We start from the raw sequence: 14,667 nt of genomic DNA, 5'->3' as shown, positions 1-14,667 counted from the left end.
GGCGCCGCTGACCGGTGGACGGCGTTTCGAGGAGGGGCCCCTTCGGGGGCTCCTTTTCTTTTGGCGCGGGTCAGGTGTGACCTGGCAGGATATATGTGTTGTGTGTTGGACTTTGGTTCCGTACTGCTGGCATATTCTCGTAAGTCTCTGATGTCCCATTCGTTGAATTGTCTTGATGCATCATGTTGGCGTAGCCAAACCTTCTATGGGATTGGGAATCGTGCAGTGTGTTTCCGGATAGCCTTGTTGGCAGTTACATTTACTTAGATTATTGTGATTGGCCGTTAAGCGCAATGTAAGCGACCCTGGCTCATCGCTGTAGATGCATTATGAATACAAAGTGGTGGAGAGCGCCTCTTTGGCAAGTGGTTTTCATTCCTATAGATCGAGGTCGGCTGCTCGATTTCCGCTTTTGCTCGTCGTGTATGCGCTGTGTGGACTGGCTTCATGGCAAGTCTGATCAGTCTTCTGCTGGAAGGGCCTGAAGCGTGCCTGACTCATGGTGTCGAGTTGTTCTCTGCGATTTCTGGCACGCTACGGGCGCGCCGGATTTGCGCTCGCGGCGTTTTTTCTAGTAGTCAACTAAAGTCAGGGACGAGCCGGCTGCGGATACTATCTCATCACGTGTCAGATAGTTGATACTACCTGGGATTGTGGATTTCAAGACGCTGGCCATCAGCGCGTAATTGATAATGGTCGAGGGGCGCCATCCTTCTAGACAGCCGAGCGTGACGCCTGCTGCGAAGGAGTCCCCGCAGCCCGAGTGCTCGCCGTTCATAATCTCGCGTGTCTCCGACATCGACATGGTGTCGTCTCGAATTATCATGCCGCTCCATCTGCCAACGCCGCTTGATGCGAGTGCGCGGATCTCAATCGCCACCGTGTGGCACTCATACTTTTTCGAAATCGAGAGTGCGGTATCGCGATAATAATCAACATAATCAAAGGTCGTTGATCGATTCGGGTTGATATTGGGTTGCGCGAAAAGACTCCAAATGTCTTCATCGCACCCTATGCATACGTCAACATAGGGCAGCAGCTTTACCCATGTGCTGCGCGCAAGTGCCCTATCCCACATTCGGGGGCGATAATTCAGGTCACAAAAGGTTTTTATTCCACGACCCTTGCATGCTTGGAGCGCTTGGATGACGGCGATGCGCATTTCATCGCTGATGGCAAGGATGATGCCGCTAAAGTAGAACGCATCGATTCCGTTAAGAAGGCTGTCCCAATCGAATTCCTCATGCCTCATCATGGTGATGGGGGTGTAATCGCGGTCGTAAATGACTGTCGACATTCGATCGCTTGCTCCGCGTTCGAAATAGAACAGCCCCATGCGGCCCGGCTTTCGCATTACTCTCGAGATGTCTATGCCCGCGCCCGACAAGCTCATAAGGGCTCGAGTTCCTATTCGATTATCGCTGACGCTGGAAAGGTAGGCGACGTTCTGCCCCTGATAGGCAAGTGACAGCGCGGCCATGGCTTCCGCTCCGTCAAAGTAGAACTGGAGCTCAGCAGATTGTTCGATACGTTCATTGCCCTTTGGGGACAGGCGTAGAAGAAGCTCTCCGAAGCAGAGTACTTTGTTTGCGTAGCCGTTCATGGTTGGCCTCAATGAATTACCGTGCACAGGATGGGCACCGGTGCGTCAGTCTATCCGGTTATGATGATTATAATAGTGATAAGCATGATGCCTAGTATGATGCTTAGGGTGTTAGCCAATCCCGCCAATCGGTGGTCTCCGCCGGCCCAAAGCGTGAATACGGGCCCAGTCGATCCGATGGGGCACCACAGCAGCAGCAGGACTACGCAGCGCGTCTGGTAGTCAAAGGGAAGAAAGTTGAACGTAAGGACGCTCATGATGGCGCCCATGGCGATTCGACCGCCCAAGAGGTTGAAGAGCTTGTGCAGCTTGTCTCGGTCGATGGTGAAGCCCACCATGAGCCCCAGCATGAACATGGCGAGAAACGCGTTGGCGCTGGCGATCGGCTGCGTGAAGGTGATCAGCGGTTCCGGGATACGCATGCCCGAAACCGCAAGAGCGACAAGAACGATATAGGTATCGAAGGGGACCGACGAGAAGAGGCGCCTGAGGCCCGCGAGTACGGGATGGGGCGCCGACTCATCGTTCACGATGGTAGAGGTGACGGCGAAGGTGCCCCCTGTCGACATGAACGCATTGCCGGCGTCGAACATACACGATGCGACTACAGCGGATGCGGGGAAGAACGTTTGGACAAAGGGCAGCCCGAAGGAACCGATGTTGAAGCCGCTCATATTCATGAGGTAGAGGATGCGATCCTCGCGAGACGAGTTCCTGGATGCGATGAATGCGATTGCGTACGGAACGAAGGTGCAGATGAAGCCGGCTGGAATGAGCAGCAGCATGTGCGGCGTGAAGTCGGCGGATCCGAATGCGTTGATAATGGCTGCCGGGAGGGTGAAGCTGAAAACCAGCTTCGAGATGATTTCCCCTGCCCGGTTGCCGAGCTTGCCGGATCTGCCCGCAACGATGCCCGACAGGATAATAAAGGCGAACGAGCTGACTTTCAGGATGACTACGTCCATGTGAGTGCGTCTCCGATGATGGTGGGCCCGATCGGTGTGTGGATCGGGCTTTCAGCTGCAGAATGAGGGTTTTCGGCTCAGTACCGGGGCTTACGGACGGCGCTGACCTTCTTGGGCTTGATCTTCTTGCAGAACGATACGCCGTCCTTCGAGCTAACGTGATCGCTGACCTTGCGGAACTGAATGCGGATAGGGGCGAAGCCGAGATCGCGATTTGCGCTCGCGAGCCTTTGCTGCCGTTTGTTGAGCTTGGCGAACCATGCGTCGTAATCAAGGGGTTCGGCGCAGAGGAAGTCGTCGTTCTTAAGGCGCAGGAGATAGACTTCGCGAAGGTTGTCCCACGACGTGAATCCGGAGGAGAACGCCGACGAATGGTCGGTGATGCCGTTTTCGTCGATGCGGACGGCACTTCGGCGGAATAGGACCTTGCGAAGGTTGATGCCGATGAGCGCAAGGGAGACGGGAATGCCGCAGTATCCCATGCCGACCCGCATAAGCAGGGGGTTTTCCGCATGGGGAATGGGAGCGAATGCGGCGAGGACGGCGGCGCACAGCATGCAGGCGCCGCAGAAGATCAGAATGAGATGAAGGACGATGTTGAAGCGGACATCGAGCCGGTCGGAATTGATGCTGGTGGTCGTGTTCGCCATGGGGAACCTCGCTCCTTCGCTTTCGTGTGTATATACAGGGATGGTAGCAGACCTCCACAGAGCGCATATAAGAGTTGAATAAAATATGGAGGAATAGTGGAGCAGTTGATAGAATTGCGAACAGAGTACGAACAAAATTTGAAGAAACAGTGAAACACCAGAAAATTCTAGAGAGCAACTTGGTAAATGTTGTGAAGGATATATGATTGAGCCACTGCGTGAGAGCGTGCTCACGAGGCAACGTTGGAGGATGCGCCGGAGTGGCGAATCCATCCGAGTCCCAGAGAGGAGGACACATGGCAAAGAAGTTCATTGTCGGTGTAACTGCTTGCCAGATCGGCATCGCCCATACCTTTATGGCTGCCGAGTCCCTGCAGAAGGCGATCGAGGCCGCCGGCCACGAGGCGAAGATCGAGACGCAGGGCGCCACGGGCATGGAGAACGTGATCACTGATGAGGATCTCGCCCGTGCCGATGCGGCCATCATCGCCGCGGACATCAAGATCAAGAATCCCGAGCGGTTCGACCCGATCCCGACGCTGAGCTGCAAGACCAAAGAGGTCATGACGGTTGAGACGGCACGCGGTGTCGTCGAAGAGGTTTTGGAGGCGATTGAGTAATGGCAGAGATTCAGCGCAAGGGCGCGAAGAAGAAGAGCCAGGGAGCCGTTGTGTGGGATGCTGTCCTCACGGGCATCTCCTACATGATTCCTTTCATCGTGGGCGGCGGCGTCCTCGAGGGCGTCGCCAAGGCCATGGGCGGCTACAATATCGCCGCCGATATGGCAGCGACCGCCGGCTATTCCGAGTACACCCTCGCCATGGTGATCTATGCCATCGGCGCTGCGATCTTTGACGTGTGCGTGCCCATCATCGGTGCGTACATTGGCTACGCCCTGGCGGACAAGCCCGGCCTCGCACCCGGTTTCGCCGTCGGCGTGGTCTCCAACACCATCAAGGCCGGCTTCCTGGGCGCCGTGCTCGGCGGCATCATCGCCGGCTACGTCGTGAACTTCCTCAAGGAGGCTTCCAAGAAGGTCCCCTCCGACGTGAGCTCGGTCTTCCCGATTCTGCTGATTCCGGTTCTCGGCACCGTCATCACTTCCCTGCTCATGTGGTATGTCATCGGGGTGCCGGTTAGCTGGTTCATGAACCTCATCACGAGCGCCCTGACCAACCTCCAGGGTGCCGGCGGCTTCGTCTTCGGCGCTGCCATCGGTATGGGTATGTCCATCGACCAGGGCGGCCCGATCGGCAAGGCCGTCGCCTTGGTCGCCAACGGCCTCAACGCCGACGGCATCTTCGGACCTGCCGCCTGCAAGATGTGCGGCGGTATGCAGAACCCGCTCGGCGTCTGCATCGCCCAGATCATCGACCGCTTCACCGGCAAGAAGAAGTTTACCGCCAAGGAGCGTTCGACCACCATTTCCGGCCTCGTGCTCGCCTGCTGCTACATCCAGGAGTACGTCATCCCGTTCCTGGTCCAGGACACCTGGCGCTGCATCGTTCCCTGCCTGATCGGCGGCGCCGTCTCGGGCGGCCTGTGCGGCTACTTCGCGCTCGAGTCCGTGGCTGTTCACGGCGGCATCTTCGTCATCCCGATGATGAGCAACCCGCTTCAGTTCATCCTGTTCTGGTTCGCTGGCGCTGTCGTTACCGGCGTTCTCTACTTCCTGCTCCGCAAACCGGTTGATCAGGAAGCCGAGATGGCCAACAACGGCGTTCTCGACAAGCTGATCGGCTAAGCCCCTTTTCTTCCAGGAGGAGCTGCAAGGCCCCTCCTGGCTTCTCGGGCGCTGAGGCCGCCCTCAGCGCCCGAGAAGCCAGGAGACAGCGCCAAGTTGGGAAATCACGAGATAATGGAGGACTCCCATGTACGTATCGATGAAGGAAATGCTTTGGCACGCATGTGCCAACAAGTACGCGGTCATGGCCATCAACTGCACGGACATGGAGCAGGCTAGGGCCATCTGCTACGCCGCGGCCGCCGAGTGCGCGCCGGTCATCATCGACATCTCGCCCCGTCAGATGAAGGCTCACGCTACGCCCGAGGTCATGGTCCCCATGATCCGCGCTATCGCCGAGCCCCTCGATGTGCCCGTGGCGCTCAATCTCGACCATGGTGGCGAGTACAAGGACATCGTCCGCTGCATCAAGGCGGGGTTCTCCAGCGTCATGGTCGACGCTTCGAGCTATGACTTCGAGGAGAACGTTCGCCGTGTGAGCCAGATCGTCGCCCTCGCGCATGCCCACGGCGTGTCGGTTGAGGCCGAGCTCGGACACGTTGGTCAGGCGGCGGCGGGCGATGGCCGTAGCGCCGATATGTACACCAATGTCGAGCAGGCCCGTGAATTCGTGGAGCGTACCGGATGCGACTGCCTTGCGGTCGCGATCGGAACCGCCCACGGCGCCTATCCCGACGACTTCGTTCCCCATCTCGATTTCGATCGCTTGGCCGAGCTCAAGGAAGCCCTGAAGATGCCGTTGGTTCTTCATGGCGGCTCCGGTGCCGGCGAGGAGAACATCCGTCGTGTCGTCGAGCTCGGCATCAACAAGATCAACGTCTGCACCGACCTCTTCAAGCATCAGCGCAAGGCCATGCACGACAAGCTCAACGAGCAGCCCTCGATCGACTACATGGATATCCAGATGCATGGCGAGCAGGCGGCCACGGAGTACATCAGGGCATATATGCGTATGATTGGTTCTTCCAATCGCTATCAGTTCGATTTCACCGGCGAGGATTTCGACTAAATCGATTTGAAGGGTACGGACGGTATGGCTTGCTTCCTGTTCGCATCGGATTCATTCAAGGGCTCGCTTTCGAGCGGGGAGATTGCATCGATACTCGAGCAGGAAGCTCTCCATGCCTTTCCGCAGGCGACATGCCGCAAGCTTGTCGTGGCCGATGGCGGGGAAGGGACCGTTGACGCGCTTCTTTCCGCTGTTGCGGGCGAGCGCGTCGAGGTCGAGGTAACCGGACCCCTGGGCGGCCCCGTCAAGGCCGCGTTCGGCATGCTCGAGGACGGCAGGGCCGTCGTCGAGCTGGCGGCTTCTTCGGGCCTCACCCTTGTTCCCGCTCTCGAGCGCAATCCCGAGAACACCACGACCTACGGATTCGGCGAGCTCATTCGCGCGGCTCTCGATCGCGGTGCGAATGAGGTCGTCCTTGCCCTGGGGGGCAGCGCGACCAACGATGGCGGTATGGGCGCCCTGCGCGCACTCGGCGTTGTGTTCCGCGACGCATTCGGCGCGGAGCTTGAGGGGTATGGCCGGGATCTGGGCCGTGTCGAGTACGTGGACATGGCCAATCTTGACCCCCGTGTGGCGACGACGGCGTTTACCGCCATGTCGGATGTGACAAACCCGCTCTTGGGCGAGAGGGGTGCCACCTGCGTGTTTGGCCCGCAGAAGGGCGCTGACCGCGCTATGCTCGGCCGCCTCGAGGTCGGTATGGAGACCTACGCGTCCCGCCTCGCTGCCGCAAGCGGCGTCGACCCCTCCAACGTGCCCGGCGCGGGCGCCGCCGGCGGCATGGGCGCGGCGGCCGTTGCGGGCCTTGGCGCCCGTATCGTCTCGGGCATCGACGCCCTGCTCGACCTGGCGGGGTTTGATGAGCTGCTTCAAGGTGTTGATCTGTGTGTAAGCGGCGAGGGCCATGCCGATTCGCAGTCGGTTGACGGCAAGGTGCTTTCGGGTATCGCGCGGCGCTGCAAGCGCGGGGGCGTCCCCCTTCTTGCCATCGTGGGCGGTATGGACGAGGGCGCCCGCGCCCTCCTCGACATCGGTGTGACGGAGCTCGTGCCGTGCGTCGACCCGAGCGTACCGCTTGATGAGGCTTTGGAGCATGCCGAGGAGAACTATCGTCGCGTCGCCGCGGCGGCATTCTCGCGCCTGGCGGCCTCGAAAGCGGAGGTCTGCTCATGATTCGCGGCCGTTCCTGTTGGAATGCGATGCAGCAGCGGGGCATGTCCGAGCGCGTCGTCGGGGGAGCGAGCGCCTATACGTTCGACAGCCTGCCCGAGACGCTCTTCGACGGACTTGCGGCGACCGCGGGCCGCGTTCCCGAAGCGTGCGCTCTCGTGGATGACGACGCGCGCCGCTACACGTTCGCCGAGCTTCACCGCTTGGCGGGCTCCATGGCTTCGTATCTTCAGGGGGCCCACGGCGTGGGCGAGGGCGATCGCGTCGGTATCCTGCTCGAGGCGAGCGTCGAATTCTGCACGGCCTATTTCGCCTGCAGCATGATCGGGGCAGTCGCCGTTCCGCTCTCCACGAAATTCCGTGAGCCCGAGATCGCCTCGCTCGTCGAGCGCGCGTCGTTGAACGTGCTCCTGATCGACGAGCGGTTTGGGGCCTGGGCGGAGTGCCTGAGCTCCGCCTGCCCCGCTGTATTGGTGTGCAACCGGACGGCGCAGGGCTTCGGGTATCCCGAAGCCCTGCGCGCCTGGCCCAAGCCGCGCCGCGCGGGCTCCCTTGCGTCCGATGCCGTCATGATGTACACCTCCGGCACCACCTCCGCATCGAAGGGCGTGCTGCTCACCAACGCGAACGTCCTCCATGCCGCCACGGTCTATCGTCGCCTGATGGGGACGACGGAGGAGGACCGCACGGTGATTCCGGTCCCGATTTACCACATCACGGGGTTGGTTGCCCTGTTGACCCAGTTCGTGCTCGTGGGCGCCACCACCTACATTCACCGCCGCTTCGATGCCAGGCGCCTTCTGGACTGCGTGCGCGACGAGAAGATCACCTATCTCCACGCCTCGCCAACCGCGTTCGAGAAGGTTCTTGAGCTGCGCGATGAGTATCCTGAGCTTCCCAGCCTGCGCGCGCTGCTCTCGGGTTCAAGCTACGAGCCCGTCTCCAAGATGCGCGCGTTTCACGAATGGCTCCCCACCTGCGCCTTTCAGGTGGTTTACGGCATGACCGAGACCGCTTCTCCGGCGCTGCTGTTCCCGTACGATTCGCCGACGAGCATCTATGCCGGCGCGACCGGCAAGCCCGTTCCCGGCGTCGACGTGCGCATCGTGGACGATGAGGGGCGCGATGTCGAGGTCGGCGCGGTGGGAGAGCTCCTGCTGTCCGGAGCGTGCGTTACGCGCGGGTATCACGAGCATGCCTGCGAGGTGCTCGACCGTACCGGCTGGTTGCCCACGGGAGATATGGGCTATGCGAACGCCGAGGGCATGGTGTGGGTCGTTGACCGCAAGAAGGACATGATCAACCGCGGCGGGGAGAAGATCTGGTGCAGCAGCCTCGAGGAAACGCTGTGCGGAATCGATGGGGTGCGCGAGGCGTGCGTCGCGGGCATCCCGGATGAGCTGTACGGAGAGGTAGCCGTGGCGGCGGTCGTTCCCCTGCCCGGTGCCGAGCTGACCGAGGGAGGCCTGCGCGATACGCTGCGCGGACTGGTTGCAGGTTTTGAAATCCCCGAGCGCATCGTATTCGTCGACCATATCCCTCAGACCGTAGGGGACAAGCCGGACCGGGCCGCGGTTCGCGCCGCCGTGCTTGAGATAAGGAGAAGCTAGCATGATTCAGGCGAATTTTGTGACTGCCGATGAGGCGGCCGCTTCCATCGAGGACGGGACCACGATCGCCACGATCGGCATGACCTTGGTCTCGGCCTCCGAGAGCAACCTTAAGGCGATCGAGCGCCGTTTTGAGCGGACGGGGCATCCCCGTGGCCTGACGCTGCTGCATTCGTGCGGCCAGTCCGATCGCGAGCGGGGCATCCAGCATCTTGCGCACGAGGGACTCGTCACCCGGATCATCGGTAGCCACTGGGGCCTCCAGCCGCGCTGGATGGATATGATCGCCAACAACCAGGTCGAGGCGTACTGCTTGCCGCAGGGCCAGATCGCCCAGCTCTATCGCTCGATGGCCTGCGGCCTTCCCGGCAAGATGAGCAAGGTCGGCCTGGGAACCTTCATCGACCCGCGCATCGAGGGCGGCAAGATGAACGACCGCACCCGAGAGCTGCCCGATATCACCGAGATCCTCGAATATCACGGCGAGGAGTACATGTTTTACAAGGAGGTGCCCATCGACACCTGCCTGATTCGCGGCACCGTCTGCGACGAGATGGGCAACCTCACCACCACCGAGGAGCTCATGAAGCTCGAGGTGTTCAATGCCGTCCTCGCCACCAAGCGGTTCGGCGGGCAGGTGATCGCCCAGGTGAAGCGTGTCGCCAAGAACGGCACCATCAACCCGAAGGACGTGACCGTTCCCGGCGTGTTCATCGACAAGATCGTGGTATGCGACGACCCCGAGGTCGACCACCGCCAAACCCACTCCTTCTACTTCGATCCGAGCTATTGCGGTCAGCTTGCGGTTCCCGAGAGCGCCATCGAGCCGGCTCCGTTCAACGAGCGCAAGTTCATCGCCCGACGCGGCGTGTGCGAGCTTCGCCAGGGCGCCGTGGTGAATCTGGGGACCGGAATCCCTAATGACATGGTGGGTCGTGTGTGCCAGGAAGAGGGCATAGCTGACGACGTGATGATCACTGTCGAGTCGGGAATCTACGGAGGCGTTCAGATGGGCGGTGTCGACTTCGGCATCGGCCAGAACCTGGTCGCCATGGTGAGCCACCCGGAGCAGTTCGATTATTACGACGGCGCGGGTGTGGACGTGACCTATATGGGCTTGGGCGAGCTCGATGGCGAGGGCAACGTCAACTCCACGAAGATGGGCTCCCGCTGCACCGGAGCCGGCGGCTTTATCGATATTACCCAGAATGCGAAGACCGTTGTGTTCCTGGGCACTTTTACCGCCCGCGGCGCCAAGTACCGCTTTGGGGACGGAAAGCTGGCTATCGAGCAAGAGGGCGGGATCAGGAAGATGGTCTCCCGCGTCGCGCAGATCTCGTTCAACGGACCGGCATCGCGGGCGAGTGGCCAACGCGTCGTGATCGTCACCGAGCGCGCCGTGTTCGAGCTGGTCGAGAGCGGCGTCATGCTCACCGAGATCGCGCCCGGAATCGATCTCCAGACCCAGGTGCTCGGCATGATGGATTTCGAGCCCATCGTTTCGCCCGACCTCAAGCTCATGGATGCCTGCCTGTTCGAGCAGGATGGCCCCGCAGGACTCAGGCGTTTCGTTCTTGCCGAATAGCGGCGATTCCGCCCGCATGCGGGCGCATCGATATACCGGTTACAACACAGAGGGGAAAGCGTATGTTCAAAGTGGCAGTCATCGGGTCCGGCCTGATGGGCGGCGGCATCGCCCAGGCCTGCGCGCAGGCCGGGCTGACCGTCGTCAACCTCGATATCGCCCAGGAGCCGCTCGATAAGGCCCAGGGGCTCGTCGCCAACCTGATGCAGAAGAAGGTGGAGAAGGGCAAGATGACCCAGGAGGAGTGCGACGCCGTGCTCGGTCGCCTTACCTACTCGACCGACTACGCATTGCTCGCCGGCGCCAAGTACGTCGTCGAGGCCGTACCCGAGCGCCTCGACCTCAAGCAGGCGACTTTCAAGCAGATCGACCAGAACGCCGATGAGGGCGCTGTCCTGCTGACCAACACGTCTGGTATCGATATCGACGAGATCGCTGCAGCGACCAGTCGTCCCGAGTCGGTCCTGGGCATGCATTTCTTCTATCCTGCGCCCGTCATGAAGCTCGTCGAGATCATTCGCGGCGAGAAGACCTCCGATGAAGCCTATGAGGCGGCCTGCGAACTCGCCGAGGCCCTTGGCAAGACTTCGGTTGCCGCGCCCAATACCCCCGGCTTCATCGTCAACCGCATCATCAACCCCTATGAGAACATGGGTGCCTGGCTCGTGTCAGAAGGCGTTTCCCCCAAAGATGTCGATACGGCCATGAAGCTCGCCTGCAACCACCCCATGGGTCCGTGCGAGCTTATGGACTTCTCGGGCATCGACGTCGTGTACGCCTCGCTCATGAACCTGTATGAGGGCTACGGCCATGACGAGCTGTATCGCCCCGCCCCGATCTTCAAGGAGCTGCTCGATGCCGGTAAGACCGGTCGCAAGTCCGGCCACGGTTTCTACGACTACGAGTAGCGCCGAATCGTCGGCCGCCGCAAGCGTGCGAACAGATAAGGAAGGAACGATATGAGCAATAAGACTTTCGAGAAGCGTCCCGACGACATCGTGCTCGTCGCCGGCGCCCGCACCCCGATTGCCAAGTTCGGCGGCAGCCTCAAGACGCTTTCCGCCATCGACATGGGGGCTCTCGTGGTGAGCGAGGCCGTGAAGCGAGCCGGGATCGATCCATCGGTTGTGGACGAGTGTATCATCGGTCAGGTCGGTTCCTGGGGCCCTAACGGCTTTGTCGCTCGCGCCATCAGCCTCAAGGCCGGTCTGCCCAACGAGACCTGCGCCTATTCCGTGAACCGCCAGTGCGGCAGCGGCCTGCAGTCTATCGCCGACGGAATCATGGAGATTCAGACCGGCCAGGCCGAGGTCGTCGTCGCCGGCGGATCCGAGAGCCTCTCACAGCTCCCGTATTACGTCACCGACGCTCGCTGGGGCGCCCGCATGGGCCACAAGCAGTTCGAGGACGGCGTGATCGACATCCTCACCTGGCCTCTCGACATGTCCCACAACGGCGTCACCGCCGAGAACGTGGCCAAGAAGTTCAATGTGACCCGCGAGGAGCAAGACGCGTTTGCCGCCCGTAGTCAGCAGCGCGCCTGCCAGGCTGTCGCCGACGGCGTGTTCGTCGACGAGATCGTCCCCGTCGAGATTAAGGGGCGCAAGGGCGCCGTCACCGTATTCGACACCGACGAGAATCCCCGCGAGGGCGTGACCGCCGAGTCGCTCGCCAAGCTCCGTCCCTGCTTCGTCACCGACGGCACCGGTACCGTGACCGCCGCCAACTCCTCTTCGCTCAACGACGCCGCCGCGGCCGTGGTCATTATGACCCGCGCAAAGGCGGAGGAGCTCGGCTGCGCTCCCATGGTCGCCATTCGCGGCTTCGCCGTCGCCGGCTACGACGCGTCCCTTATGGGCTACTCTCCGTACTTCTCCAGCAAGAAGCTGGCCGAGAAGCTCGACCTCGACCTTACCGCCATCGACTTCTTCGAGATCAACGAGGCTTTCGCCTCCCAGGCGTACGCCGTCTCGCGCGACCTCGGCCTCGACGAGGGGAAGGTGAACATCTACGGCGGCGGCATCTCGCTCGGCCATCCCATCGGCGCCACCGGCACAATTCTGGCCATCAAGTGCGCATACGAGCTCGCGCGCCGTCACACTGAGAAGCGCGACGCCATGGTTTCCATGTGCATCGGCGGCGGCCAGGGCATCTCCATGTACTTCACCGCCGAGTAGGCGTATCAGCAAGGAAAGGACAATCATCATGGTCAACTTCGAGTATCTCGTTTCCACGAAGGTCGTTTTCGGCAAGGACACCGAGTGCGAGACCGGTCGCCTCGTCAAGGAGTGCGGCGGCACCAAGGCCCTCATCCACTGGGGCGGGGATTACGTTCGCAATACGGGCCTTCTGGGCCGTATCGAGAAGAGCATGGAAGAGGCCGGCGTGGACTACGTCGAGTTCGATGGCGTCGTGCCCAATCCTCGCCTTTCTCTCGTGAAGGAGGGCGTCGAGCTCTGCAAGAAGGAGGGCGTCGACTTCATCCTCGCCATCGGCGGCGGCTCCGCCATCGATTCCTCCAAGGCTATTGCGTACGGTCTTGCCAACGACTTCGAGCTCGAGGATCTCTTCCTGCACAAGGTGACCACCGATAAGATCGCCATGCTCGGCGCCGTCTCCACGCTTGCCGGCACCGGCTCCGAGACCTCCAACTCCACTGTCATCGACATCGATACGATGGGCGACAAGATCCTCAAGCGCTCCTACAACCATGAGTGCGCCCGCCCGTTGTTCGCCATCATGAATCCCGAGCTCACCTATTCGCTGCCCGCCTTCCAGACGGCTGCCCCCGGTGCCGACATCATGATGCACACCATGGAGCGCTACTTCACGCTCGAGCAGGGCACCCAGCTCATCGATGCCATGTCCGAGGGCCTCATGCGCACCGTGCGCACTGCCGTGCCCGCCGCGCTCGCCAACCCGCAGAGCTATGAGGCGCGTGCCAACCTTATGTGGGCCGGCTCGCTATCGCACTGCGGCCTCACGGGAACCGGCTTGGTGGGTGACTTCGCTTGCCATGCTATCGGTCAGGAGCTCGGCGCCATGTTCGACATGGCGCACGGCGTGAGCCTGACCGCCATCTGGTCCACGTGGGCCAAGTACGTCATGGATCAGCGTCCCGAGCGTTTCGCGCAGTTCGGCGTCAACGTGTTTGGCGTCGTGAACGATTTCGATGACCCCAAGGCCACCGCGCTGCGCGGTATCGACGCCTGGGATCAGTGGTGCCACGCCATAGGTATGCCCACGAGCCTCGCCGAGGCTGGCGTCGAGCCCACCGATGAGCAGATCCACGAGATGGCCGTGAGCGCGGTTGACGCCCGCGGCGGAGACCACGCCGGCGCCTTCATGGAACTGCATGTGGAGGACATCGAGGCGATTCTCAAGAACGCCCGATAGGGGTCTTTGCGTCGCCGTTCGCCTGACGCGGACAGCGGCTTTGTCCAAAAACCGCCAGCATTTACGCCATGAAGGAGAATGACATGACCGAATTTGTGAAACCTCAGAACGTTTTGCTCGACATCTCGTGCGCCAGCAAGGCCGAGGCGCTCGACCTGCTGTCGAGGAAAGCGGTCGAGCTGGGGATCACGGAGGACTACGATGCCGTCCGCGCCGCGTTCGATGCGCGCGAGGCGGAGGGCTCGACGGGGATGATGGACGGCTTCGCCGTCCCGCACGCCAAGAGCGACGCGATTGCGGGCGCCGCCGTGATCGTCCTGCGCTTCGCCGATGTCGTGGCGGACTGGGAGTCAATCGACGGGAGCGATATCATGTTCGCCATCGCCCTGCTCGTCCCCGGTGCCGAGGCGGGCACCACGCATATCCAGCTGCTGGCCAAGGTGGCGCGCGCCCTGATGGATGAGGAGTTCCGCAACGTGATCCGTACAGCCGATCAGCCAGATCAGGTTTCCGATGTAATCAACGCGCGGCTGGATTAGTAAGGACAGCGGGGCCGGCGCAAGGCAATGTCGGTTCCGCAGATTCAGAAGGCATGGGCGCACGAGGTGCGGCTTCATATTGAATTCACGTACGGGCTCGGCATGCAGATGCATGCCGAGCCCGCTTGCATCGTGCGGCTTAGAGCGAGAGCGGATTGCATCATGGGCGGCCCTTTGAGCGTGTGAGGCCGCGGCAATGTGTCGCCCACACATATATACATACTTGCATACATACATATACCTTGAACCTCAATGGGTACGTAATGATCAGGATTTGGCGATGGCAATATCGCACGTGGGAGTCAAGTGGACAGAGATGAAAGGGGCACAACCATTGACGCATGGAATTCTGAAACCTAAAACGCTCCGGTTGTGGAGGGAATGTGTGCGCCCAGA

General features: G+C 61.1%; 13 protein-coding genes. 10 read left to right on the top strand and 3 right to left on the bottom strand.

What is annotated here, in order from left to right; all coding sequences use genetic code 11:
- Positions 1-571 precede the first annotated feature (571 nt).
- The 3 genes from PHA29_RS09375 to PHA29_RS09365 form a co-directional block, all read right to left on the bottom strand.
- On the bottom strand, positions 572-1,603 hold the full coding sequence (locus PHA29_RS09375) for a sugar kinase (RefSeq protein ID WP_270405502.1): 1,032 nt from the start codon (positions 1,601-1,603) through the stop codon (positions 572-574).
- Positions 1,604-1,653: 50 nt separating this feature from the next.
- Complete coding sequence (locus PHA29_RS09370) at positions 1,654-2,568, bottom strand: AEC family transporter (protein WP_270405501.1); 915 nt, start codon at positions 2,566-2,568, stop codon at positions 1,654-1,656.
- A gap of 77 nt (positions 2,569-2,645) precedes the next feature.
- Positions 2,646-3,218: an STM3941 family protein gene (locus PHA29_RS09365; RefSeq protein WP_270405500.1), complete on the bottom strand. Its 573-nt coding sequence runs from the start codon at positions 3,216-3,218 to the stop codon at positions 2,646-2,648.
- A gap of 296 nt (positions 3,219-3,514) precedes the next feature.
- On the opposite strand from PHA29_RS09365, the gene PHA29_RS09360 reads away from it, so the two are divergent.
- The 10 genes from PHA29_RS09360 to PHA29_RS09315 all read left to right on the top strand — a co-directional run bounded on the left by PHA29_RS09360 (position 3,515) and on the right by PHA29_RS09315 (position 14,271).
- Complete coding sequence (locus PHA29_RS09360) at positions 3,515-3,838, top strand: PTS fructose transporter subunit IIB (protein ID WP_270405499.1); 324 nt, start codon at positions 3,515-3,517, stop codon at positions 3,836-3,838.
- Positions 3,838-4,962, top strand: a complete 1,125-nt coding sequence (locus tag PHA29_RS09355; RefSeq protein WP_270405498.1) for a PTS fructose transporter subunit IIC — start codon at positions 3,838-3,840, stop codon at positions 4,960-4,962. Before PHA29_RS09360 ends, PHA29_RS09355 begins: the two co-directional genes overlap by 1 nt.
- Positions 4,963-5,089: 127 nt before the next feature.
- Entirely contained in the window at positions 5,090-5,971 is an 882-nt protein-coding gene (locus PHA29_RS09350) for a class II fructose-bisphosphate aldolase (protein ID WP_270405497.1), read from the top strand.
- Positions 5,972-5,995: 24 nt separating this feature from the next.
- The gene (locus PHA29_RS09345; protein WP_270405496.1) at positions 5,996-7,144 is read left to right on the top strand and encodes a glycerate kinase family protein; all 1,149 of its coding nucleotides are present in this window, start codon (positions 5,996-5,998) and stop codon (positions 7,142-7,144) included.
- Positions 7,145-7,170: 26 nt separating this feature from the next.
- Complete coding sequence (locus PHA29_RS09340; RefSeq protein ID WP_270849335.1) at positions 7,171-8,751, top strand: class I adenylate-forming enzyme family protein; 1,581 nt, start codon at positions 7,171-7,173, stop codon at positions 8,749-8,751.
- A gap of 1 nt (position 8,752) precedes the next feature.
- Positions 8,753-10,336, top strand: a complete 1,584-nt coding sequence (locus PHA29_RS09335; RefSeq protein WP_270849333.1) for an acyl CoA:acetate/3-ketoacid CoA transferase — start codon at positions 8,753-8,755, stop codon at positions 10,334-10,336.
- A gap of 62 nt (positions 10,337-10,398) precedes the next feature.
- A complete protein-coding gene (locus tag PHA29_RS09330; protein WP_270405493.1) occupies positions 10,399-11,244 on the top strand; it encodes a 3-hydroxyacyl-CoA dehydrogenase family protein in 846 nt (281 codons plus the stop codon).
- Between the two features lie 51 nt (positions 11,245-11,295).
- Complete coding sequence (locus PHA29_RS09325; RefSeq protein WP_270405492.1) at positions 11,296-12,513, top strand: thiolase family protein; 1,218 nt, start codon at positions 11,296-11,298, stop codon at positions 12,511-12,513.
- Positions 12,514-12,541: 28 nt separating this feature from the next.
- On the top strand, positions 12,542-13,732 hold the full coding sequence (locus tag PHA29_RS09320) for an iron-containing alcohol dehydrogenase (RefSeq protein ID WP_270405491.1): 1,191 nt from the start codon (positions 12,542-12,544) through the stop codon (positions 13,730-13,732).
- Between the two features lie 83 nt (positions 13,733-13,815).
- Positions 13,816-14,271 (top strand): PTS sugar transporter subunit IIA, encoded by a 456-nt coding sequence (locus PHA29_RS09315; protein WP_270405490.1) that lies wholly within the window; start codon positions 13,816-13,818, stop codon positions 14,269-14,271.
- Positions 14,272-14,667: the final 396 nt, after the last annotated feature.

Source organism: Candidatus Collinsella stercoripullorum, assembly GCF_027669965.1.
Classification (GTDB): Bacteria; Actinomycetota; Coriobacteriia; order Coriobacteriales; family Coriobacteriaceae; genus Collinsella; species Collinsella stercoripullorum.
Note: the sequence above shows the minus strand (reverse complement) of the source record. Positions and strands in the feature narration are given on the sequence as shown.